General features: G+C 40.6%; 22 protein-coding genes. 3 read left to right on the top strand and 19 right to left on the bottom strand.

Annotated features, from left to right (window positions below; translation table 11 throughout):
• Positions 1-17 precede the first annotated feature (17 nt).
• From murB to QDI94_RS01745, 5 genes are all read right to left on the bottom strand, one after another.
• Entirely contained in the window at positions 18-923 is a 906-nt protein-coding gene (murB, locus tag QDI94_RS01765) for a UDP-N-acetylmuramate dehydrogenase (RefSeq protein ID WP_278866656.1), read from the bottom strand.
• 68 nt (positions 924-991) lie between these two features.
• The gene (gene hprK / locus QDI94_RS01760; RefSeq protein WP_101029545.1) at positions 992-1,960 is read right to left on the bottom strand and encodes an HPr(Ser) kinase/phosphatase; all 969 of its coding nucleotides are present in this window, start codon (positions 1,958-1,960) and stop codon (positions 992-994) included.
• A 181-nt stretch (positions 1,961-2,141) separates the two neighbouring features.
• Positions 2,142-2,726, bottom strand: coding sequence for a hypothetical protein (locus tag QDI94_RS01755; protein ID WP_101029544.1), 585 nt, complete (start codon positions 2,724-2,726; stop codon positions 2,142-2,144).
• Positions 2,719-3,786, bottom strand: a complete 1,068-nt coding sequence (locus QDI94_RS01750) for an SLC5/6 family protein (protein ID WP_278866652.1) — start codon at positions 3,784-3,786, stop codon at positions 2,719-2,721. The genes QDI94_RS01755 and QDI94_RS01750 overlap by 8 nt, the downstream gene beginning before the upstream one ends.
• On the bottom strand, positions 3,786-5,240 hold the full coding sequence (locus QDI94_RS01745; protein ID WP_278475946.1) for a spore germination protein: 1,455 nt from the start codon (positions 5,238-5,240) through the stop codon (positions 3,786-3,788). Before QDI94_RS01745 ends, QDI94_RS01750 begins: the two co-directional genes overlap by 1 nt.
• A gap of 81 nt (positions 5,241-5,321) precedes the next feature.
• Between QDI94_RS01745 and QDI94_RS01740 the strand changes: the two genes are divergently transcribed.
• Both QDI94_RS01740 and QDI94_RS01735 read left to right on the top strand, forming a co-directional pair.
• Positions 5,322-5,990, top strand: coding sequence for a DUF421 domain-containing protein (locus QDI94_RS01740; RefSeq protein ID WP_101029541.1), 669 nt, complete (start codon positions 5,322-5,324; stop codon positions 5,988-5,990).
• Positions 5,991-5,994: 4 nt separating this feature from the next.
• Entirely contained in the window at positions 5,995-6,375 is a 381-nt protein-coding gene (locus tag QDI94_RS01735) for a DUF4363 family protein (protein WP_278866647.1), read from the top strand.
• Between the two features lie 3 nt (positions 6,376-6,378).
• On the opposite strand, the gene QDI94_RS01730 is transcribed toward QDI94_RS01735, so the two are convergent.
• The 14 genes from QDI94_RS01730 to QDI94_RS01670 form a co-directional block, all read right to left on the bottom strand.
• The gene (locus QDI94_RS01730) at positions 6,379-7,215 is read right to left on the bottom strand and encodes a metal ABC transporter permease (protein ID WP_101029539.1); all 837 of its coding nucleotides are present in this window, start codon (positions 7,213-7,215) and stop codon (positions 6,379-6,381) included.
• Positions 7,208-7,954, bottom strand: coding sequence for a metal ABC transporter ATP-binding protein (locus QDI94_RS01725; protein ID WP_101029538.1), 747 nt, complete (start codon positions 7,952-7,954; stop codon positions 7,208-7,210). Before QDI94_RS01725 ends, QDI94_RS01730 begins: the two co-directional genes overlap by 8 nt.
• A complete protein-coding gene (locus QDI94_RS01720; protein WP_278866644.1) occupies positions 7,954-8,940 on the bottom strand; it encodes a metal ABC transporter substrate-binding protein in 987 nt (328 codons plus the stop codon). The genes QDI94_RS01725 and QDI94_RS01720 overlap by 1 nt, the downstream gene beginning before the upstream one ends.
• A gap of 115 nt (positions 8,941-9,055) precedes the next feature.
• Positions 9,056-10,081, bottom strand: a complete 1,026-nt coding sequence (secF, locus tag QDI94_RS01715; protein ID WP_278419900.1) for a protein translocase subunit SecF — start codon at positions 10,079-10,081, stop codon at positions 9,056-9,058.
• Complete coding sequence (secD, locus tag QDI94_RS01710) at positions 10,074-11,495, bottom strand: protein translocase subunit SecD (protein WP_278419899.1); 1,422 nt, start codon at positions 11,493-11,495, stop codon at positions 10,074-10,076. Before secD ends, secF begins: the two co-directional genes overlap by 8 nt.
• A 249-nt stretch (positions 11,496-11,744) precedes the next feature.
• Positions 11,745-13,025, bottom strand: coding sequence for an aminotransferase class I/II-fold pyridoxal phosphate-dependent enzyme (locus QDI94_RS01705; protein ID WP_278866639.1), 1,281 nt, complete (start codon positions 13,023-13,025; stop codon positions 11,745-11,747).
• A 236-nt stretch (positions 13,026-13,261) separates the two neighbouring features.
• On the bottom strand, positions 13,262-13,984 hold the full coding sequence (locus QDI94_RS01700; RefSeq protein WP_176790717.1) for a CpsD/CapB family tyrosine-protein kinase: 723 nt from the start codon (positions 13,982-13,984) through the stop codon (positions 13,262-13,264).
• 9 nt (positions 13,985-13,993) lie between these two features.
• Positions 13,994-14,716 (bottom strand): YveK family protein, encoded by a 723-nt coding sequence (locus tag QDI94_RS01695; protein ID WP_101029532.1) that lies wholly within the window; start codon positions 14,714-14,716, stop codon positions 13,994-13,996.
• 250 nt (positions 14,717-14,966) lie between these two features.
• Positions 14,967-16,205: a sodium ion-translocating decarboxylase subunit beta gene (locus QDI94_RS01690; protein WP_278866635.1), complete on the bottom strand. Its 1,239-nt coding sequence runs from the start codon at positions 16,203-16,205 to the stop codon at positions 14,967-14,969.
• A 31-nt stretch (positions 16,206-16,236) separates the two neighbouring features.
• Complete coding sequence (locus QDI94_RS01685) at positions 16,237-16,659, bottom strand: OadG family transporter subunit (RefSeq protein WP_101029531.1); 423 nt, start codon at positions 16,657-16,659, stop codon at positions 16,237-16,239.
• Positions 16,660-16,830: 171 nt separating this feature from the next.
• Positions 16,831-18,309: a stage IV sporulation protein A gene (gene spoIVA, locus QDI94_RS01680; protein ID WP_278866631.1), complete on the bottom strand. Its 1,479-nt coding sequence runs from the start codon at positions 18,307-18,309 to the stop codon at positions 16,831-16,833.
• Between the two features lie 12 nt (positions 18,310-18,321).
• Entirely contained in the window at positions 18,322-19,845 is a 1,524-nt protein-coding gene (locus tag QDI94_RS01675; RefSeq protein WP_278866628.1) for a DUF3794 domain-containing protein, read from the bottom strand.
• Between the two features lie 272 nt (positions 19,846-20,117).
• Complete coding sequence (gene spoVM / locus QDI94_RS09870; RefSeq protein WP_101029637.1) at positions 20,118-20,195, bottom strand: stage V sporulation protein SpoVM; 78 nt, start codon at positions 20,193-20,195, stop codon at positions 20,118-20,120.
• A 3-nt stretch (positions 20,196-20,198) separates the two neighbouring features.
• Positions 20,199-20,342: a hypothetical protein gene (locus tag QDI94_RS01670; protein WP_169923304.1), complete on the bottom strand. Its 144-nt coding sequence runs from the start codon at positions 20,340-20,342 to the stop codon at positions 20,199-20,201.
• Positions 20,343-20,458: 116 nt separating this feature from the next.
• Here QDI94_RS01670 and QDI94_RS01665 point away from each other — a divergent pair, with 116 nt between their 5' ends.
• Positions 20,459-21,424: an RluA family pseudouridine synthase gene (locus QDI94_RS01665; RefSeq protein ID WP_278866625.1), complete on the top strand. Its 966-nt coding sequence runs from the start codon at positions 20,459-20,461 to the stop codon at positions 21,422-21,424.
• Positions 21,425-21,466: the final 42 nt, after the last annotated feature.

Below are 21,466 nucleotides of genomic sequence, written 5' to 3'. Positions count from 1 at the left end.
AAATTACACCTTTTTGATTAAAGAAAAATAAGTTCACATTCAAGCTTGTAACCTGTTTCATCTTCAACAGTTTTCTGAATTTCAGACACAAGCTGTTTTACATCATTTGCCGTAGCCTTCGATTTGTTAATAATAAAGCCTGCGTGTTTTTCGCTGACCTGAGCACCGCCGACTGTTTTGCCCTTGAGTCCGCATTGCTCAATGAGCGCACCTGCAAATGCACCCTCGGGTCTTTTGAACACACTGCCGGCGCTCGGATATTCAAGCGGCTGTTTTGCCGAACGGCGGTTCATATAATCGTTCATTCTGTTCTGAATTTCTTCGGGATCATCTTTTTTAAGTTTGAAAACAGCGCCTGTAATTATGCAGCCGTTTTTGCGGTAAACGCTTGTTCTGTATCCAAACTCAAGATTCTCCGCTTCTATTCTGCCGATGTCACCGCTGTTTGTAATATGAGAAACGCTGTAAACAACATCTTTCATTTCACCGCCATATGCGCCTGCGTTCATAAACACAGCACCGCCGACTGTTCCCGGAATTCCCCATGCAAATTCAAGTCCCGAAAGTCCGCATTTTTGGGCAAACTTACAAAGACTTCCCAAAGCCGCACCGGCTCCGCAATAGATTGTTGTGTCGTCAATCAATGAAATGTTTCTGAAATCACCGTCAAGACGGAGAACAGTGCCGTGGATTCCCTCATCGGGAACAAGAACATTACTGCCGTTGCCGAGAAGAATATACTTCTCCTTACAGGCATCGCATTCCTTTAAAATTTTCATCAGCTGAGAAAGATTCGTTACCTTTATGTAAACATCCGCTTTTCCGCCGATTTTAAATGAAGTGTGTCTGCTCATCGGTTCAAACCGTCTTGCATCACAGTCAAGCTTTTGAGCATAATTATATATAATATCGGTAGTGTCCATTCAATTACCCTCCGTTGTTAGTTTAGAATATGAAATTTCTGTTCCCTGCATTCCGTTACAAAGCGGAATTATTCCCATGTATCAACAATAACCTTTGGTGACGGCGGAAGATCCTCAACAGCCATTCCGAGATTTTTAAGAAGTTCTCTTGCGGCATTATAACCCATTTTCTTCTGTCTGTTATTCATTGCGGCAACCTCGATAATTACAGCAAGGTTACGGCCGGGCTTTACGGGAATTGTCAAAGTAGGCACTTCTATTCCGAGAATCTTCATATATTCGTTGTCAAGTCCCATTCTGTCATAAACCTTTGAGCTGTCCCATTGCTCAAGGTTGATTACCATATCAATCTTTTCCTGCAGTTTGATTGCGCCCATACCGAAAAGCTTTCTGGCGTTGATAATTCCGATACCCCGAAGCTCAATGAAGTGACGGATATTTTCGGGAGACTGACCGTAGAGAGTTGTCAGAGAAGTTCTTCTGATTTCAACGGCATCGTCGGCAACAAGACGGTGACCACGCTTGATAAGCTCAATTGCGGTTTCACTCTTACCGACACCGCTGTCGCCCGTAAGCAGACAGCCTTCGCCGTATACTTCAACAAGAACGCCGTGACGGGTGATTCTCGGAGCAAGCTCTTTGTTAAGGTACTGTACAAGTGACGCAGTGAGATCCGATGTACTCTGCGGGGTGCTGAAAATTGACACCTTGTGCAGTTTTGCACTCTCGAGAATCGCGTTTGAAGGTTCAATGTCGCGGCAGATTATAACTGCAGGCGGTCCAAAGCTGAAAATGGAGTCAATAACCATTTTCTGAGCCTCGGGACCGTAACGGCCGAGATACGAGAACTCCGTGTTGCCGAGAACCTGAATTCGCTTGTTGTCAAAGAATTCAAGATAACCCGTAAGTTCAAGTCCCGGTCTGTTGATTTCAACAGTCGATATGTTAGTTTCCTTGTAATTTTCAGCGACATAAACTTCGGTGAGGTTCAATGCTTCTGCAATTTGCGACAGCGGAACAGAAAATTCAACAGACATAAATCATCGTCCTATCCTAAATATTTATTACCCTTATTAAAGCGGTGCAATGTTCCTGCCTCAAAATCGGCGAACATTCGCAATAAGTATTATATACTTATTGCTATTATACACCATAACGCTGTCTTGATAAAGTCTTTTTGTGAATTATTTTTCAATTTTAAATAAAATTTTCTCATTTTTATGTTACTATTTTAACAATGTCTGCTTTTAATTCTTTTTCGGAACTAATATAACAAATACTCAAATAGCCGTTATTTTTACCCTTAAAATTATTAAATATGGATAAAGATGTCACCGAAAGCTCTTTTTCATTATTCTTTAAATGAACAATGTGTTCTTTTACTTTTCTTAATGCCTCTTTATCTTTTGAAAAAAGTTGCAATGTTTTTGTATCCGAAAAGGCTGCATAAGTTAAAGGTGAAATTTTGCTTGCTTTTGAAATATAATTTATATCTGTTTTGAGATTTTTTTCTCCGAGATTTGAGTCTATAAGATACAATTCAAGCTTTGAAAGCGTAAGCATTGGGATATAGGCTTTCTTTGCCAATATTACGGCTTTTTCAAGGCTGTCAGCCTCAACCGAAACACTTTGCACATCTTCGCAGTTCTTCAGCAGATAGAAATTATATACGGTTTTGCCGGATTTATTTTCAGCGGTAACAGTCTGTACCAGTGATGAGGTGTCAATTCGGTTTGAATTTGTACAGCCGCCTAAAATCAGAACAATTGCCATAATCGGCAGTAAAAATATTTTTTTAATCATACAGCTTTCTCCTATACGCAAAAAGACAGATTGCCGGAATCAGAAGTGCGGAAATAAAATTGAGTGCAGTCAGAAAAATATTGTTCAACAATAATTCTTTTACAGCATTATAACTATCTGCACAAACAAACAAAACAAACATTATAAAAGCTATTATCGAAACAAAAACAAGCGTTCTTTTTGAAGATGTATTTACAATGCAGTTTGAAACGCTGATGAGAACCGCTGATACAAAAACAAATACACAAGCTGTTACAGCGGCAAGATAAAAGCTGTCAAAGCCCTTCATATCACCGAAATAAGCGGTTTTTGACAATAGCTGAACAGAATACGGTTGTTGTGCCGAATATGCACCCGTTACAAAATCGGTGAAAAACAAAGTTAACATTAATGTGCCGAATATAATAAGAGTTGTAATTACAGGTTGTTTTATCGACAGATTTTTGGTGCTTGTGGAATTGAATCCAAAAATTACAGGCAGAAACGCAAAGATTAAACAGTCTGCAGCATTGCTCCGAATATTTGAAAAATCGGGTGTTACAAAGGTGCTGTTCGGTGCAAATTCAAAAGATTTTATATTGCCGAAAAATATCACTGCAAATGCAATTATAAGAAACGCAAACACAAAAATGCTGACTCTTGAAAGCGGATTTACCCCCTTTGACGCACCGTAAACACAAATGCAAAGTATCAGAAAGGCAATCACCTTTGTGTCAGCATCGGGATTAACACCCGAAACAAACATATCACAAAATCTAATCAGAAAAGAAACGGTTATCACGGTGAAATACATACAATAATATGAAGAAACAAAGAAAAAGCCCGTTTGCGATGTGTTTTTTGCAAAGGCTGAGAAATCAAGTCTTGTTCTGTGCTTTATCGAATAAAAAGGAACAAAGCACAACAGCGTGAAAAATATTCCGAATCCGATTGACGCAAGACTTGAAAAAATATTGTTGCTCTGCAAAAAGCTCCGCCCCATTAACAATATCGGAAGTGCCGAACACACAAACAATGAAAGCATAAGTCTTTTTGACGGAAAAGTTATATTAGACTGCATTATATCTCCTCCGTTTCGGGAAATTTCTGAACCTTGATTGTGCGCTTTGAAAGACTTTTCCAATCTGCTCTGACAAAAACATCACGCATACTTCTCCATGAAAACGGGGCAAGCGACGACATATACGGCACACCGACCGAGGTTTTTGAGCACATATTGACAAGTACTCCGCAGGTGAGCAGAACTATTCCCCACAAGCCAAACATTCCGCCTGCAATAACGCAGAAAAATCTCAGCACCATAATAGGCGGATAGAGTGCGGATGTAACATAACTGCAAATTGCCGCAGTTGCTACGACCATAAGGGTTGACGAGCTGATTATACCTGCACTGACGGCACTTTCGCCGATTACAAGCGCTCCGACAATACTGACAGCGTGTCCGAGCGGCTTTGGGATACGCAGTCCCGCCTCTCTCATAACCTCATAGATAAAGGTTATGAGAATAACTTCAAGTGTTACGGGCAATGGAGTCTGAGATAATGAATCGGATGTTTTCACGAGCAGACCCGTCGGAAAATATTCGGGATGGAACTGTGCAAAAGCGGTGTATATTCCCGGTAAAAATACAGCTATAAAGAATGAAATATACTTTAAAATCCGTATAAATGCCGCATAATACGGACGGTTTGAGTAATCGTCAACACTCTGAAATTCTTCAACAAAAAGATGAGGAATTATTATTACCGACGGTGTTCCGTCAATCAGAATTGCCACTCTCCCCTCCGATAGCTTTCCGCAGACCGTATCGGGTCTTTCGGAAATTCCTACCCCCGAAAAAAGTGAATTTGAACCGTTATCTTCAAGATATTCGCTTAAATATCCCGACGCAAGAATCATTTTAAGATTGCAGTTTTCAAGCCGTTCTCTGATTGCTTTAAGGATTTGCTTTGACACGCTGTTTTGAAGGTAACAAATCATCATCTGCGTATTTGAACTGTATCCGCTTGTTACGGCTTCAAAAACAAGGTCGGGACTTTTGATTCTTCGTCTTATTAAAGTCATATTGATTCTCAGCGGTTCTGTAAAACCTTCTCTGCAGCCTCTCTGAACCACCTCACTTTCAGGTTCGGAAACACTTCTGAACGAAAAGCCCTGTGCTCCGATTGCAAGCATACGGCTGCAGCCGTCAACAACAAGCAGGGCAAAGCCTGAGGTTGAAAAGCTGATTGCCTCGTCAATTGTCGTAAACTCGACAATCTCGCTTGATGTCAGCACGGTATTTTTGATTGTATCAAAAATTTCATCGGGATTTTGACATTCAAAATAATAATCAAGCAGAGGATTGATCAGCGACAATGCAAGCGTATCTTTTCCGCACATCCCCTCAATTGTGATTATTGCGGATTTTATACTGCATTGTCCCTTTAGATTCATTTCACGAACCGTAAAGTCTGCCGAATTTTTGAACATTTTCTTCAAAGCTGAAATATTTTCTTTTAACGAATTATACATTTAATCACCGTCTTAATATATCTGCTTTTTATTTTGCGGTATATCGGCTCAAATTATGCAAATATTAGTAACGGTGATATTATGATAATTTCAATAATCAGAACAATTTTGCTCTATGCCTTTGTTATTTTGGCAGTCAGACTTATGGGAAAGCGACAAATAAGCGATATGCAGCCGAGTGAGCTTGTTATAACGATGATAGTATCGGATATTGCGTCAATTCCTATGCAGAACACATCTCAACCGTTATTGAGCGGAGTTATCCCGGTTGCAATATTAGTTGCTCTTGAAATTACAGCAAGCGTGATTATGATGAAGTGGAGCGGTTTCCGCAGTCTTGTGTGCGGAAAGCCCGTTATTGTAATTAAAGACGGAAAAATTCTGCAATCTGCAATGAAAAAGCTACGGCTTACAACAGAAGATTTGAGCGTTCAGCTAAGACAACAGGGTATTTTTTCGATTGAAGATGTTCAGTACTGCATTGTTGAAACCAACGGTGAAGTAAGCGTTCTCGAAAAGCCTGATAAAAGACAGCCGTCTGCCGAGGATTTCGGGTTAAAAATCAAGGACAACAAAATTGAAACGGTTGTTGTCAGCAACGGTAAAATCCTTCAAAATTCTCTTAATCTGTGTGAAAAAGAAAAGGATTATGTCAAGAAAATTCTCGAAAAGAAAAATATTAAGCAAAACAATGTTTTTCTGATGACACTTGACGCACTCGGAAATTACAATATTATAAAAAAGGAATGACAGTATGAAAAGAATTTACATTGCACTTTCGCTTGTTCTGGCGGCACTCTGCTTTGCCTCGGTTGAAACAGGATTTATTTCGGGCAAGACGGATTCGTTCATTGCAAAAATCGAACACGCCGACAGACTGATGAGTCGGCTCGAATTTGACGACGCTCTCAAAATTTGCAAAGAAACAGAAGAAGAGTGGTATGACAGTGCAAAATTTATTGATACCTTGCTCATACACGATTATGTTGACGCAATAGGAATAAGCATTTCGAGGATGACCGCATTTGCACAAAAACAGAACCGTGATATGTACTTTGCCGAAAGCATTCAGGCAAAAAAAGAACTCGCCTCCATTAAAGAAAGCGAGTTTCCGTTAGTTGAAAATATTTTGTAATTCTTACACAGAATTATTCTTTTTAATTTTGGAATTGATAAATTCAATCAGCCAGAATATAAGAAAAACAGCGGCATTGACTATTACTACGCTTGCGCCTGTCGGTGTGTCACAGAAATATGACGCACACATACCGACAAAGAAACAGCAGAGCGAAAGCACACCTGAGCAGAGAATTACCGACTTGAATTTTTTGCAGACCCTCATTGAAGAAAGCGCGGGAAAAATTATAAGTGCGGAAATAAGCAGAGTACCCATAATTCTCATACCAATTACGATTGTGAGAGCCGTAAGGAGTGCAATTACCGTGTTATAAACACCTGTTTTCAGACCTGTTGCCCTTGAAAATGTTTCATCAAAGGTTACGGCAAAAATCTTGTTATAGAACAAAATGAATATCACGATTACAACAAGTGCAAGGATTCCGCACATAATAGCATCGGCTGTTGTTGTGGCAAGAATACTGCCGAATAAATACGAATTGAGGTCTGTATTCACACCCGATACGCTGACAAAGACAACACCTATCGCAAGCGCCGTACTTGAAATTATAGCGATTGCCGCATCGCCGTTGATTTTGCTGTTTTCGGAAAGTCTTAAAAGTAAAAATGCCGCAATAATGATTACAGGAACGGCAACTTCAAGCGGCGCAAGGTTGAGAGCCGCCGCAACTGCAAGCGCACCGAAGCCCACATGAGAAAGCCCGTCACCAATCATTGAATAGCGTTTGAGAACAAGCGTAACACCGAGCAGAGCCGCACACAAAGAAACAAGTATGCCGACAATAAATGCCCTGACAATAAAATTGTATGAAAACATTTCGATAATCATATCAAACATTTTTTGCACCCCCGTGAACTCTGTGCTGACATTCATCACACGGACAATCGCTGAGAATAAAGCGTTTGCCGGCATCCGAATGCAGATACTGATGTGCAGTACCGTAAAAATACCAATTCTTTGCAAGGTGCAGAATTTTTGAGGCATTGCTCACCGCTGAATTTACATCATGAGAAACCATAATAATCGTGATTCCGCTTTCATTCAGTTTTTTGATGAGAGCATACATATCAGCCATTGCCATCGGATCAAGTCCCGTCACCGGCTCATCGAGAATAAGCAGCTTGTGGGTTGCGCATAAAGCCCTTGCAAGCATAACACGCTGCCGCTGACCTCCGGAAAGTTCTCTGAAACACTTTTTGCGTAAATCATAAATACCCGTGAGCTTCATATTCTCAGCGGCAGTTTTTTTCTGCTCTTTAGAATAGAAAAAGGTGTGTTTTTTGTTAAGACAGCCCGAAAGCACAACCTCGCTGACAGAAGCAGGAAAATCGCGCTGAATATCGCTTGACTGCGGAAGGTAACCGATTTCATTCTGCCTCAGTCCGTCGCCGTAGGTAATTGAACCGCTCAATGGCTTTAAAAGTCCGAGAAGGGCTTTCATAAGAGTAGTTTTGCCCGAACCGTTTTCGCCGACTATGCAGATATAGTCCTTTTCTTTTATATCAACCGAAATATCATTGACAACAGTTTTGCCCTCGTAACCGAGTGAGGCATTTTCTATTTTAATAAGTGACATCAGTATAACGCCTCCTTTAGTGCTTCAAGATTTTGTTCCATAACAGAAACATATGTTGCACCGTTTTCAAAATCTTCTTTTGTAACATTATGACACGAAGAAAACTGCATCGTCTTTGCAGAAGAATCTTCTGAAATAATCTGTGCAATTTTGCCGCTTGAAAGTTCAAGATAGAATACAACGGGTATATCGTGTTCTCTTGTAAAATCAATCAAGTGAGAAACAACCGCCGTACTCGGCTCGGTTTCATGACTGCATCCGGGAAAAGCACATTCATAACCGAGGTCGTAGTCGCTTACGAAATAGAGAAACGGAAATCTGTCGCCGAAAACAAGCGTATCACGCTTTTTGTTATTTGCAACTTCGGTAAATTTCTTATCAAGGCTGTCAAGCTGTGAAATGTAATTTGTTTTTCTGTCATTGTAATATTTAGAATTTTTACTGTCAACTGACATTAACCCATCTGCGATTGAGGCAGACATACGCTCCGCATTTCTGATTGAAGTCCAGACATGCTCGTCATACTCCTCCCCTTCTTCGTGGTCATGACCCTCGTCATTATCGTCCATATCTTCATGTCCGCTGTGTTCGTGGCTGTGATCCATAGACTGTTCATATCTGAGAGGCACATATTCCATCATCTTCATCACCTTGACATTTTTGTTTTCAATTGATGAAAGTACTCCGTCAACCCATTCATCGCTTTCACCGCCGTTATAGATAAAAATATCGCAATTTTCAATTGCAACAATATCAGACGGCGTTGGTTCATAGCTGTGCGGATCACTTCCGGGCGAAAGCAGCAAACGGATATCAGCCTTATCGCCGGCAAGCTGTCTTACAAAATCATAGTAAGGAAAAATTGTAGTAACAACGCTTATTTTACCGTCAGACTTCTTAAAGCTCTCAGCTTTTCCGCATCCGGAGATTGAAAACAAGCCACAAATTATCAGGAAAGAAAGAAAAATTGAAACAGTTTTTTTCATATATCGCTCCAAGTTGTTTAAAGTACAGAATACACAAAAGGGATTGCATAAAACATCTTTATGCAACCCCTTTATAATTATTTGCAGAATCGGATAAATTTATCCGAAAGCTGTTTTATGCAGCTTTAGCGGCAAGCTTCTTTGCCTTTTTATGACGCTGCCACATAACCCAAAGCGGACCTGCGATACAGATTGAAGAATAACAACCCGATATGATACCGATAATCATCGGAAGAGCAAAGCCCTGAACAGATGTGATATTGAACGCACAGGCAACAACATAAACAACAAGAATAGCCGAAAGTGTTGTTACAGAAGTCATAATTGTTCTCTTAATACACTTTGTACAGCTGAGGTTGAATATCTTGCCAACATCTGTTTTGCTTCCGACAAGCTTCTTTTCCTCACGAACACGGTCATAGATAACAATTGTATCGTTAAGCGAATAACCGAGAATCATAAGAACAACTGCGATGAAGCTTGCGTCAATCGGCATCTGGAAGATTACATACATAAAGTAAATCATCGCAACATCATGGAAGAGGGCTACGAGAGCCATAACACCTGCCGAAAGACCGCCGATTTTCTTAAATCTGATTGTTACATAAAGAACCATAAGCACGGCTGCAATTGCAACAGCAGTAAGACACTTGAGAAGGAAGCTGAAACCCATTGAAGCATCAACCGAATTTGATTCAAGACATTTGAAGTTATTGTCCGGATACTTCTTCTGAAGGTCTGATTCAAGGTTCTTCTGAATATCGGTTTTGATTGAATCGTTACCCGAGAACTGAACTGTTACCGTTGTGCCGCTGTCACCCATAAGATCCTGAGCATATGTTGTAGTGATTCTGTCCTCTGTTGTTTCAACCTGAATAAAATCAGTAAGTTCAGACTGATTGATTTCACCGCTGTAGCTGAATTTAAGAGTTGCACCGCCTGAGAACTGAATGTCAAGCTGTGTACCGAAAATAAAGTTGCAGATGATACCGATAATAATAATAGAAAGGGAAATTCCGAAGAAAATCTTTTTGTGACCTACAAAGTCAATAATCTTGCGGCCTCCGTTATACTTATTAACAAATTCCTCGTCTGTAAGAGGGGCTTTTGAAACTGCCTTTGTCTGAGTTTTATCAGTCATTCTTAGCACCTCCAAACAACCATTTTTTACGCAGGAACTTAAAGCCTGCAACACTTCTGAGCATAATTCTTGTACAGAATACACCCATGATAAAGTTAGCGATTACGCCGACAAGAAGTGTGTAACCGAATGAGTAGATAGTACCTGTTGTTGACTCACCGAAGATAATGGAGAGAATATTTGCAGGACCAAATACAAGCATAAGGATAATTGATACGATAATAACGGTCATATTACCGTCGACGATAGCGGAAAGTGAATTCTTTGTACCCCTTTCAAGAGCACCGTCAAGAGTTCTTCCTGCCCTAAGTTCTTCCTTGATACGCTCGGCAGTAATAACATTACAGTCAACGCCCATACCGATTGAAAGGATAAGACCCGCAATACCGGGGAGCGTCATTGTGAATGAAGAGAATACAGGGAAGTAACCTGATACAGCCGCAATGGCAAGGCCCATCTGACCGAGAAGTGAGATAACTGCAACAAAACCGGGCAAACGGTAGAAGAGAATCATAATGATTGCAATAAGGATAAATGCGATAACACCCGCATATGCCATTGCAATGAGTGAATTTTCACCGAGGGTTGCGCTGATTGTGCCGTAGTTTGATGTTTCAAGCTGGAAAGGAAGAGCACCTGCGTTGATTTTTGATGCAAGGTCCTGAGCCTCTTTAGCTGTAAAGTCACCTGAAATAACAGCGTTGCCGTCTGTAATTTCAGCCTCAACCTTAGGAGCTGAAAGCATAATATCATCCATCCAGATTGAAACCTGCTGGTTTAGATATTCTTTAGTGATGTCAGCAAAACGCTCTTTACCGTTCTTGTCACCACTGCTCTTCAGCTTAAGCTGTACTACATAGGAATTTTTACCTGTGGTCTTATCTGTTGTCATACCTGCTGAGGCACTTTCAACATAAGAACCGTCCATAAGGATTGTTTTTGCCGTGTCACCTGAAGGAGTCTTGTAAACATATTCACCGTTTGAATCGATGTCAGTTGTTTCATGACCGTCTCCGGGACGGAATGTAAGCTGTGCTGTTGAAGAAATTTCTTCAATAGCCTCAACTGCGTTCTGGTCGGAATCTTCCTTCCACGGGAAACGAACAATGATTCTGTCGCTCTTTGCGTCAGCATAAAGCTCATAATCCGTGATACCCTGAGATACCATTCTTAATTCAATGATTGACTTTGCAGACTCAAGCTGCTCGTCAGTTGCGTCAACATCCCCTGCCGGTTTGAAAGTAGCTTCAACACCGCCGCGGATGTCTATTCCCCATCGTATGTCGCTGATACCTTTTAATACTGTTGTTTTGTTATCGCCGGTGTAGTAGGAAATACCAAAAATCGCAGTAAATGAAAAGGCAAGTATCAGCAAAGCTACGACAAAGAATACAGGCTTTGGAACTCTTTTCATGCCTTTGAAACCTCCGTTAAATAATTGGCTGTGGTTTTATTTTGCTCTAAAGTCAAAATAACTCTGTCACGAACATCTAACCACAGACCGTAACAGAGTTATTATAGAATTTTTTTTGTAAAATGTCAATGGATACGGAAATATTTAATAAAAAAAGAATTCAATCTGTCAAAAAAAACATTCTAATGTTATAAATAATGCACAAAATCTTTCATAGTAAGCACTGACAGACAAAAAATCAAGTGATGTTTACTTGTTCAGAATCTTCTCACAGGCGGCAAGCTTGGCACAGGTACAGAAAACATCCATTGCAACTTCAAGCTCACTGTTAGGAGGAAATGTCGGAGCAATTCTTATATTTGAATCATTGGGGTCAAGACCGAGAGGATATGTCGCACCTGCTCCCGTGAGGACAACTCCTGCCTCCTTGCAGAGGGCAACTGTCCTCTTTGCCGTACCGTCATATACATCAACACTTACAAAGTATCCGCCGTGCGGCTTTTTCCATGATGCGATACCGGCAGGTTCAAGCTCCTTATCAAGTGTATCAAGAACGATGTCAAACTTAGGCTTAAGAATTGCCTTGTGCTTTTCCATATGCTTAAGAACGCCGTCATAATTTTTGAAGAATCTTACATGGCGAAGCATATTAAGCTTGTCATAGCTGATGATTTCATAGTTATATTTCTCACGGAGAACTTTAAGGTTATTCTCAGAAGCAGCCAGCGCAGCAACACCCGAACCGGGGAAAGTAATCTTTGATGTTGAACAGAACATAATAGGAAGGTCTTCGTTGCCGGTCTTTTTGCACTCATCCATAATATTGAGAAGCACATCGGGCGTGTCGCTGATTTCATGAATGCAATAGGCATTATCCCACATAATTCTGAAATCCTTGGCGGCAGGCTTTAAGGCGGCAAAACGCTTTACAACCTCATCGCTGTAAGTTGTTCCTGCAGGGTTTGAATATTTAGGAACACACCAGATGCCCTTAACAGACTCATCTTCGGAAACGAGCTTTTCAACTATATCCATATCAGGTCCGTTGTCATCCATAGGAATCGGGATAAGCTCAAAGCCGTAATACTGAGTAATGCCGAAATGACGGTCATAGCCAGGTACCGGACAGAGGAATTTTCTGTTCTTTACTTCATACCATGGTTTGCAGCCCTCAACAGCGGGAGCTGTCATAAAGCATGAAATTGTATCAAACATCATATTAAGGCTTGAAGAACCGCCTACAATAACATTCTCTGCATCTACACCGAGAATATCCGCAAAAAGCTTTCTGCACTCTGTAATACCGTTGAGAAGTCCGTAGTTACGGCAATCCATATTGTCTTCGCCGATAAAATCAGACTTGCTGTTAATTGTGTCAAGCATAGGCAATGAAAAATCCAGCTGTTCTTTGCTGGGCTTGCCTCTTGCCATATTCAGGCTAAGACCCATACCTTTGATTTCTTCAAACCTTTTAGAAAGCACGCTATACTCTTTTTCAAGTTCCTGTTTACTTAAATCAAGATAACCCATTTTGAATAACTCCTTAAAATATTATTGCAAATGTATTTTAATTTTCTAATACATTTTAACCTATGCGGCAGAAAAATGCAAGATGTTTTTTACAAACTTGCATTTTTATTTTCACAAAAAAGAACAGACTCACAACAGTCATTTTTGGTGAAAGTTTGCAAGTCTGTGATTTTTTTGTTGTTTATATAGCTTTTAGATATTTTCGTGCTGTAGCACAAAGCAGCGAATCTGACAAATCAATAATACTGGTAATAGTAATAGCCTTTCTTTCTTCTTTTTGAATCATAGGTACAGCCTACTTCAAGAAGTCCGAGTATGGTAGAGTCGGCAAGCTTAACGCTGTCAATAAGATGTTGAAGATCACCGTGAGTTGTTGAGCGTTCACGCACAACTACAACAAAACCGGCAATCAAATCCTTGAGAAGCAAAGCATCGGCAACAACACCGATAGGGGGTGTATCAAAAATTACATAATCATAATCCCTGACAAACTGCTTATATAGCTCCTGAAAACGAGCGCTGCACATAAGCTCGGAAGGGTTTGGCGCAATAGTACCCGCAGGGAGAATATCAAGATTAGGTAAAACATCGTGCCTAACAGCCTCGTCAACCTCAATCATTTTACCGATTACATTGGTAAGACCGTTCTTATTGTCAAGCTTAAAAATATTATGAATATTCGGACGGCGAAGATCACAGTCAATGAGAAGAACTCTCTTCTCCATTTTTGAAAATGAAATTGCAAGGTTAGCGGAAGCCGTGCTTTTTCCCTCACCCTTTGAATAGCTTGTTACGGCAAAGCATTTCTTTTCTTTTGCAGAAAGTGAAAACATAATATTTGTTCTTGCCGCCTTGTAGGCTTCAACAATTGCAAACTTGCTCTTGTCAGAGAGAGAAAAAGTTTGTCCTTTGTTTTTTCTGTCGTTTTTCTTTTTAAACAATTTAAAATTAGAAGCCATAGTTCCTCCTTAACCCTGGTTATCAAAGTCGGGAATTTCGGCAAATATGGGGATTCCGTAAATTTCCTGTATATCGTCTTCTGACTTGATAGTTGTATCAATAAGTTCAATAAGAATTGAAATAAGGCAGGATGCAATAAATCCGATAGCGGCACCGATGAGCATATTTTTCATATTGCTCGGCGCATAAGGTGCCGGCGGAACATTGGCCTGACGGAGAGTTCCGATCTGACCGTAGCTGAATTTTGAATTGTAAACCTCGGCAGCTTTTTCGGCAAGCTGATTTGCAACATTGGCGCACTTCTGTGCATCGGTACCGTCAACGGTAATAGTAATAAAGAAAGTACCGTCAGTTACATCAACATTAACTGTGCATCCGTCATAGAGTGCTGTCATCTCATCAGAGTTTTTAAAGAGCGTAACACAGATTTCAGCAAGGTTTGCAGATGCGGAAATATCGGCAGGATAAATCTTCTGATTTTCTTCGTTTGAAGTCTTTTTTGAATCACTTTCAGTTTTTGTCGAAGTCGTTGCCTCAGTATTTGCGTTATCACGCTGAGCAGAACTGTAATTCTGAACATAAATCATAGTCGATGTGCTGTACATCGGTGCAATTACAAAGCGTGAGTACATAAAGAACAGCAATCCCATTACAACAGTGGCAAGAATAATAAACTTGACTCTGTGCAAAAGGACGCTGACAATTCGCTGAACGGTTACATTCTTTGCCATTTATATAGCCCCTTTAATTCGTATTAAGGAAACGGTACTGCAAAGCAAAAAAGAAGATGTTTTACGGCACAGTTTTACATATTTACTAATTATTATATCTTATATAACCCGTGTAATAATTCTATCATAGAATAATAATTGAAATAATTTCTGTGATATTATACAAATTTTTCATTGTCGGATTCTTTAACAGCAAAAATAAAGGAAGCCGTAAAGACTTCCTTTATCATAGTTTATTAAGTTACGGTTATCAGCCTACAACATTAAGGAGTACGCCTGCGGCAACCGCAGAACCGATTACACCTGCAACATTCGGGCCCATAGCGTGCATAAGCAGGAAGTTGCCGGGATTTTCAGCCTGACCAACCTTCTGAGATACACGGGCAGCCATCGGAACGGCGGATACGCCTGCTGAACCGATGAGCGGGTTAACCTTACCGCCTGTTGCCTTGTACATAATCTTACCGAAGAGTACACCGAATGCAGTACCCATACAGAACGCAAGAAGACCGAGAACGATAATCTTGATTGTGTCAAGAGTAAGGAAGTTCTGACCGGATGCAGTTGCACCTACAGTTGTACCGAGGAAGATTGTGATAATATTCATAAGCTCGTTCTGAGCTGTTTTGCTGAGTCTTTCAACAACGCCGGACTCCTTAAAGAGGTTACCGAGCATAAGCATACCAACGAGCGGAGCTGCGTCGGGAAGGAAGATTGCGATAATAATAACAACGATTACCGGGAACATAATCTTCTCAAGCTTTGAAACAGGACGAAGCTGCTCCATAACTACCGAACGCTCTTTTTTGGTTGTGAGCGCCTTCATAATAGGCGGCTGAATAATCGGCACAAGAGCCATATATGAATATGCGGCAATTGCGATTGAACCGAGAAGATGCGGAGCAAGCTTTGTTGTTACATAAATAGCCGTAGGACCGTCGGCACCGCCGATAATACCGATAGCACCTGCCTCTGCCTCTGTAAAGCCGAGGAAAATAGCACCTGTAAATGTTAAAAAGATACCAATCTGTGCGGCAGCACCGAGAATAAGGCTCTTCGGGTTAGAGATGAGCGGACCGAAGTCAGTCATACAACCGATGCCGAGGAAGATAAGAGGCGGATAAATGCCGAGCTTAACACCCTGATAGAGGTAATAAAGGAGTCCGCCGTATGTCGGATTCTCAATATAAGTTACTCCTTGAATCACATCCTTGGCATGTCCTGACACCGCAACATTCTGTGCGGCACATTGAGCCTCTGTCAAATACTGTGTTGTAGGCGGAGCCATAATGCTCGGATAAAGATTAACAAGCAGCATACCGAATGCGATAGGAAGGAGCAAAAGCGGCTCATACTGCTTTTTGATTGCAAGGTAAAGCAAAACGATTGAAATACCAATCATTACATAGTTCTGCCAGTTAAGAGTTAACAGACCCGAGTCTTCAAAGATACCGACAACGGCATCTACAAAGCCTTGTAAAATTTCCATTAGATAACATCCTTTCCCTTAAAACTTTGCCTTAAAACGGGCGGGTATTATCAAGTACACCGGCTTTTGCCCATGCGGAACGACCGCCGTCTGATGACTTTTTAATACTCTTGATTCTTGCTTTTTCGGAAGAGCCGTACATTGTGGCAACTGCTGCGGAGATTACGGCAACAACCTCATCGGAAACACCGTCTGTCTGAGCAGGAGCAACAGGAACGGCAACAACGGGAGCAGGAGTTTCTGCTACGGTTTCAGCCTTTTTCTCTTTGCTCTTTTTGCCGGCATTTTGAGCTTTCTGAATAATTGCGCCGTAAATCTTGATTATGAAAATCAAGAGAATCAGCATTGCGAATACAACAACAAAACCTGTAAGAACAACTTTTGCAGAGGCAATACCTTTTTCGGCAAGGGAAAGCTCCTCTTTAGCCAATAAAGCTACATCGGAAAGATTCATAAAACAACCCCCATATTTGTCATTTGCATATAGGAATATTATACTTTATTCCCGAAGCATTTTCAACAACAAATATGGGGCGAATATTTTTTTGGCGATATTACTAATTTATTTTTTCGTTAGCTGATTTATTTGTTAATTAAATCTTTGCAATTCTGTTGTTATTTACCGTTACAGAATTATACATATCAATCCGTTGCAGCCGTCATTGATAATTTTCTCAATGGTTTCCCCTATTCTCCGCCTTGCGTCGGCGGGCATTCTGTAAAGCTTGTTGTGAAGTCCCTCGTTTACAAGCTCATGGACGGATTTTCCGAATATGTTACTCTCCCAGATTTTCTCCGGATTTTCGTCAAATTCTCTGAGAAGATAAGACACAAGCTCTTCGGACTGCTGTTCCGATCCGACAATCGGAGTAACCTCTGTCTGCGTAAATATCTTCATCATATGAATTGACGGCGCGCTTGCTCTGAGTTTTATGCCGTATTTTCCGCTCTGCTTAATAATCTGCGGTTCGTCAAGGGTAAGTTCGTCAATTGTCGGCATAACAATTCCGTAGCCCGTTTCCTGAACCTGCTCATAAGCCTGAGCAATCTTGTCAAATTCCTTTTGTTTTTGTGAAAGAGTCTTTATACAGTTCAGAAGCTCGTATTCTTCTGTAATTTCAAGACCTGTTTCTTCGGAAATTACCTTGTAGAAAAGCTCACCTCTGATAGATACAGCCATTTCGGCACAGCCTTTGCCGAGGTCAAGGTTCGTAACCCTTGCAGAAGTAATGTACTCACATTGTTCAAGCTCTGATAACACCTGCTGAATTTGCCTGATTTTCTCGATTTTTGCGGCATTTTTCTTTATTGAATCAAATACAACCGACTTCAGCCAATGGTCTTTGTCGAGCTTTACAACCCATCTTGGAATGTCAACCTTGATTTCACGGATAGGAAATTCAAACAAAAGCTGTGCGAGTATCCTTTTGATTTCGGTTTCATCAAGCTCCATACAGCTTACAGGTATTACGGGAACTTTATACTCTGCAGTCATTTCATTTGAAAGATTGATTGCTTCGTCCGCCGCAGGGTCAACTGAATTGAGCAGAATAATAAACGGCTTGTTAATTGCCTTGAGTTCATTTATTACGCGCTTTTCACTTTCTATATAATCTTCTCTCGGAATATCGCTGATTGTACCGTCCGTTGTAATAACAAGACCGATTGTCGAATGGTCGGTAATTACCTTTTTAGTACCGATTTCTGCGGCATCATCAAAGGGAATCGCCTCGTTTGACCACGGAGTTTTCACCATTCTCGGTTCGTCCTCTTCACTGTAGCCGATGGCGCTGTTCACAATATATCCGACACAATCAATCATACGGACATTAAAGGTTGTGTTGCTGCCAAGATTGATTTCAACGGATTCCTCGGGAATAAACTTTGGTTCTGTTGTCATTATGGTTCTTCCCGCGGCAGACTGCGGAAGTTCGTCAACGGTACGCTTATAGACTGCCTCGTCACGAATATTCGGCAGTACAAGCGAATCCATAAACCTTTTTATAAATGTGGATTTACCCGTTCTGACGGGGCCGACAACTCCGATATATACATCGCCGTCTGTCCTTCGGGAAATGTCCTGATAAACATTTCTTTCTTCCATCTTTATACCTCCCTATATTCTCGGAATCAACAGCATTTTCGGGGCTTCAAGCACCTGATTTTCCTCCGGATTTTCCGAAAGCAGCAAACCAAGCCTTGTATTGTGTGATTTTGCAATATCCCAGAGCTTTTCTCCCTTATTCGCAAAATATAAAGTAAGTGCAAAATTTTCGGGAGGTATTGGTTTATCCTCAAAAACATTCACATTTTTAACGACATTTATTCTGTTTTCGGAAATAGCGGCTCCGCATATTTTCAGCTCACAGCGGATTTCAATCACATCATCTTCGGCAAGACGGTAGCTTATACTTGCTGCGCGTGCTCCTGAAATTTTTGCACAGTTACATTCATTATTAGGAATGATATGTTCATAATCGGCTGAGCGTTCAATAAACACGGGCGCGTCTTCCTCGTTGAGAGCAAGTATACATATGTTAATTTTGCCCTTTACGACCGTACCTCTGTTATCGTGTGAAGCTTCGGCTGTTATCTGATCGGTAAAAATATCAAGAATTTTTGAAATTTTGCCGTCATCTACCTTCACGGACAGTTTTTCCATATGAGCTTCGTTTAGAGGAACAACTTCTCCTGTAATTTTAAGCTGTTCAAATTCGGGCAGTGATGAAAAGTCTGTGGAATAAGCGTCACATACAACCTCTTCTTCACGGGTAATGTAACCTTCTTCGGTTACGCAAAGCTTGACATCAAGAATAACGGAAGGCTTTTCGGAAAGCATATCGTTTTTCAGTCTTATGTCATATGACATAACATCGCAGGAAACGCAGTTTATTGTGTTTTCGTCAATTCCGTCACAGTCGATAATCTTATTGAACGGAAGAAGATAATCAAGCTTTCCCGTTTCTCCGCTTTCAACATTTGTCAGATACAGCAGCTTAAGATTAAGCTCGCCGTTGAGCATAAGCTTTCCCGTAACGGCTTTTGCATCGGTAACTCCCACGCTTATATCGCTGTGAAGGACAGACTCAATACGGGGCTTTTCGCCTACGGAGATTTCTTCACATACCGAAAACTGCTCCTGACAGAACGATTTAAGGTCGGCACAAGACACCGTCTTTTTTAATATCTCAATATTATCGGGCGAAGTGAAAATGCTCGTCTGAGTTTTGGAAAATACTTTTGCATACAGAGAAAATGCTCCGTGCATTACAAGTCTGCGTGGGCTTAATGCTCTGCAGTTTATGTATTCCGACTTGGTTTTGGTTATTATAACCGGATTATCCGAAGCGTCCTTCACGGAAAAGCTCTGCGAAAAATTAACGCTTTGTTCGCAGCAGCGAACGCTTTTATTTATGCTTTCCACATACATCACATTCACAGTACAGAATCCGTCGATTTGAAGCTGACCGCCCGAAAGCGTCCTGCTTTGAATTTTGGGTGTAAGGGTACATTTCAGAATTTTTTCAATATCCGGACAATAATCGGGCAGAGTAAGATCAACATCTGCAAGCTGTTCGGCAACCGTGTCAAGCACAACCGACGGTGTGCAAAACGAACGGTTCTCCTGATTAAACTCCATATTTTTCTCTCCTTTATGTTTTATAGTTAAATATATTGCATACGGAAGAAAAATATTACACCGACACACATAAATATTCCGCGAAAAAGCACGCAAAAATGCCCCTCGCAAAAGCGAAAGGCATTTTCTTTAATACTGAACAGTCAATACCGTCTTAAATTATCGTAATTCGGCAAAAGGTGCTATGAACAGGCACTACGGCGGCAACTGTTTACCTGCCGACCAAACCGGCAGCACTTGAAAATGTTGTGTTTGCTTTCACCGATTTATTTTCACCCTTTTTTAATTCCGTAAATTTTTCTTAAAATTGCCGATATGAATTTTGGTTTCTCAATAAGTACAACTTTCATAATTTACCTCCGAACACAACAAATACTGACAACTACGAGTGCGCCTGCCGCAATGACGAGTACCCATTCACTCGGCAGAAGTGATGCACACAGCAGTCCCAATCCAAAGCATACTGCGGATTTAATTCTCTGTCTGTAGCAATTCACTGTATCACCCTATACCAGAATATACACAAAATCAAATAGTGTGCAAAAGCAGTTGAATTATTTTTAAAATTGATATAAGATAATCTAAGAAACTTTTACGGAGAATTTTACAAATTATGAGAACACTTGAAATAAAAAAGAATGACGCAAATCAGCGGCTGGATAAATTTTTGCAGAAAAGATTCAAAACTCTGCCAAAGTCGCTTATGTACAAATATATAAGAAAAAAGTGTATTAAGGTAAATGGCAAAAAGTGCGATATTCAGACTATGCTCAAAGAGGGCGATGTGCTTACCTTTTATATTAAGGACGAATTTTTTGAGGCATCGGAGCAAAAAAGCTATGAGTTCATGAAAGCACCGAAAACCTTTGACATTGTTTATGAGGATGAAAACCTTATACTTATAGATAAAAAACCGGGCATAATCGTACACCCCGACAAGAATTATCACTTTGATTCACTTGTTGCAAGAGTTCAGCACTACCTTTATGACAAAGGCGAATACAATCCCGATGAAGAAAAGGCCTTTGCACCTGCACTTGTCAACAGAATTGACAGAAACACGGGCGGAATTGTTATTGCGGCTAAAAATGCCGACAGCCTGAGAATTTTAAATGCAAAAATGAAAACAAGAGAGCTTGAAAAATACTATCTCTGCCTTTTATACGGAAAGCCGAAAAAGAACAGCGACACACTTCACGGCTATATGACCAAGAATGAAAGCAAAAACAAGGTTACTGTTTTCAAAAATGAGGTTGAGGGTTCAAAAGAAATCAAGACAAAATATGAAATTCTTGACTTCAACGGCAAATTCAGCCTTGCCGAGGTTGAACTGCTGACGGGCAGAACTCATCAGATAAGAGCACATATGGCATCAATCGGACATCCGCTTGTGGGCGATACAAAATACGGCAAAGGCAAAAAAGCACCCGACAACATTAAGTATCAGGCGCTATACAGCTATAAGCTGAAATTCAATTTTGAAACCGACGCAGGTATTCTTAATTACCTCAACGGCAAAGAATTTGAGGTAAACGATGTATGGTTTGCAAAAAACAGAAAGATAAATTCAGATATATAAAGGCGGTCAATAACCGTCTTTTGCTTTGCAAAAGCAAAAATA

It is taken from the genome of Ruminococcus bromii (assembly GCF_928721825.1).
Lineage (GTDB): Bacteria > Bacillota > Clostridia > Oscillospirales > Acutalibacteraceae > Ruminococcoides > Ruminococcoides bromii.
Note: the sequence above shows the minus strand (reverse complement) of the source record. Positions and strands in the feature narration are given on the sequence as shown.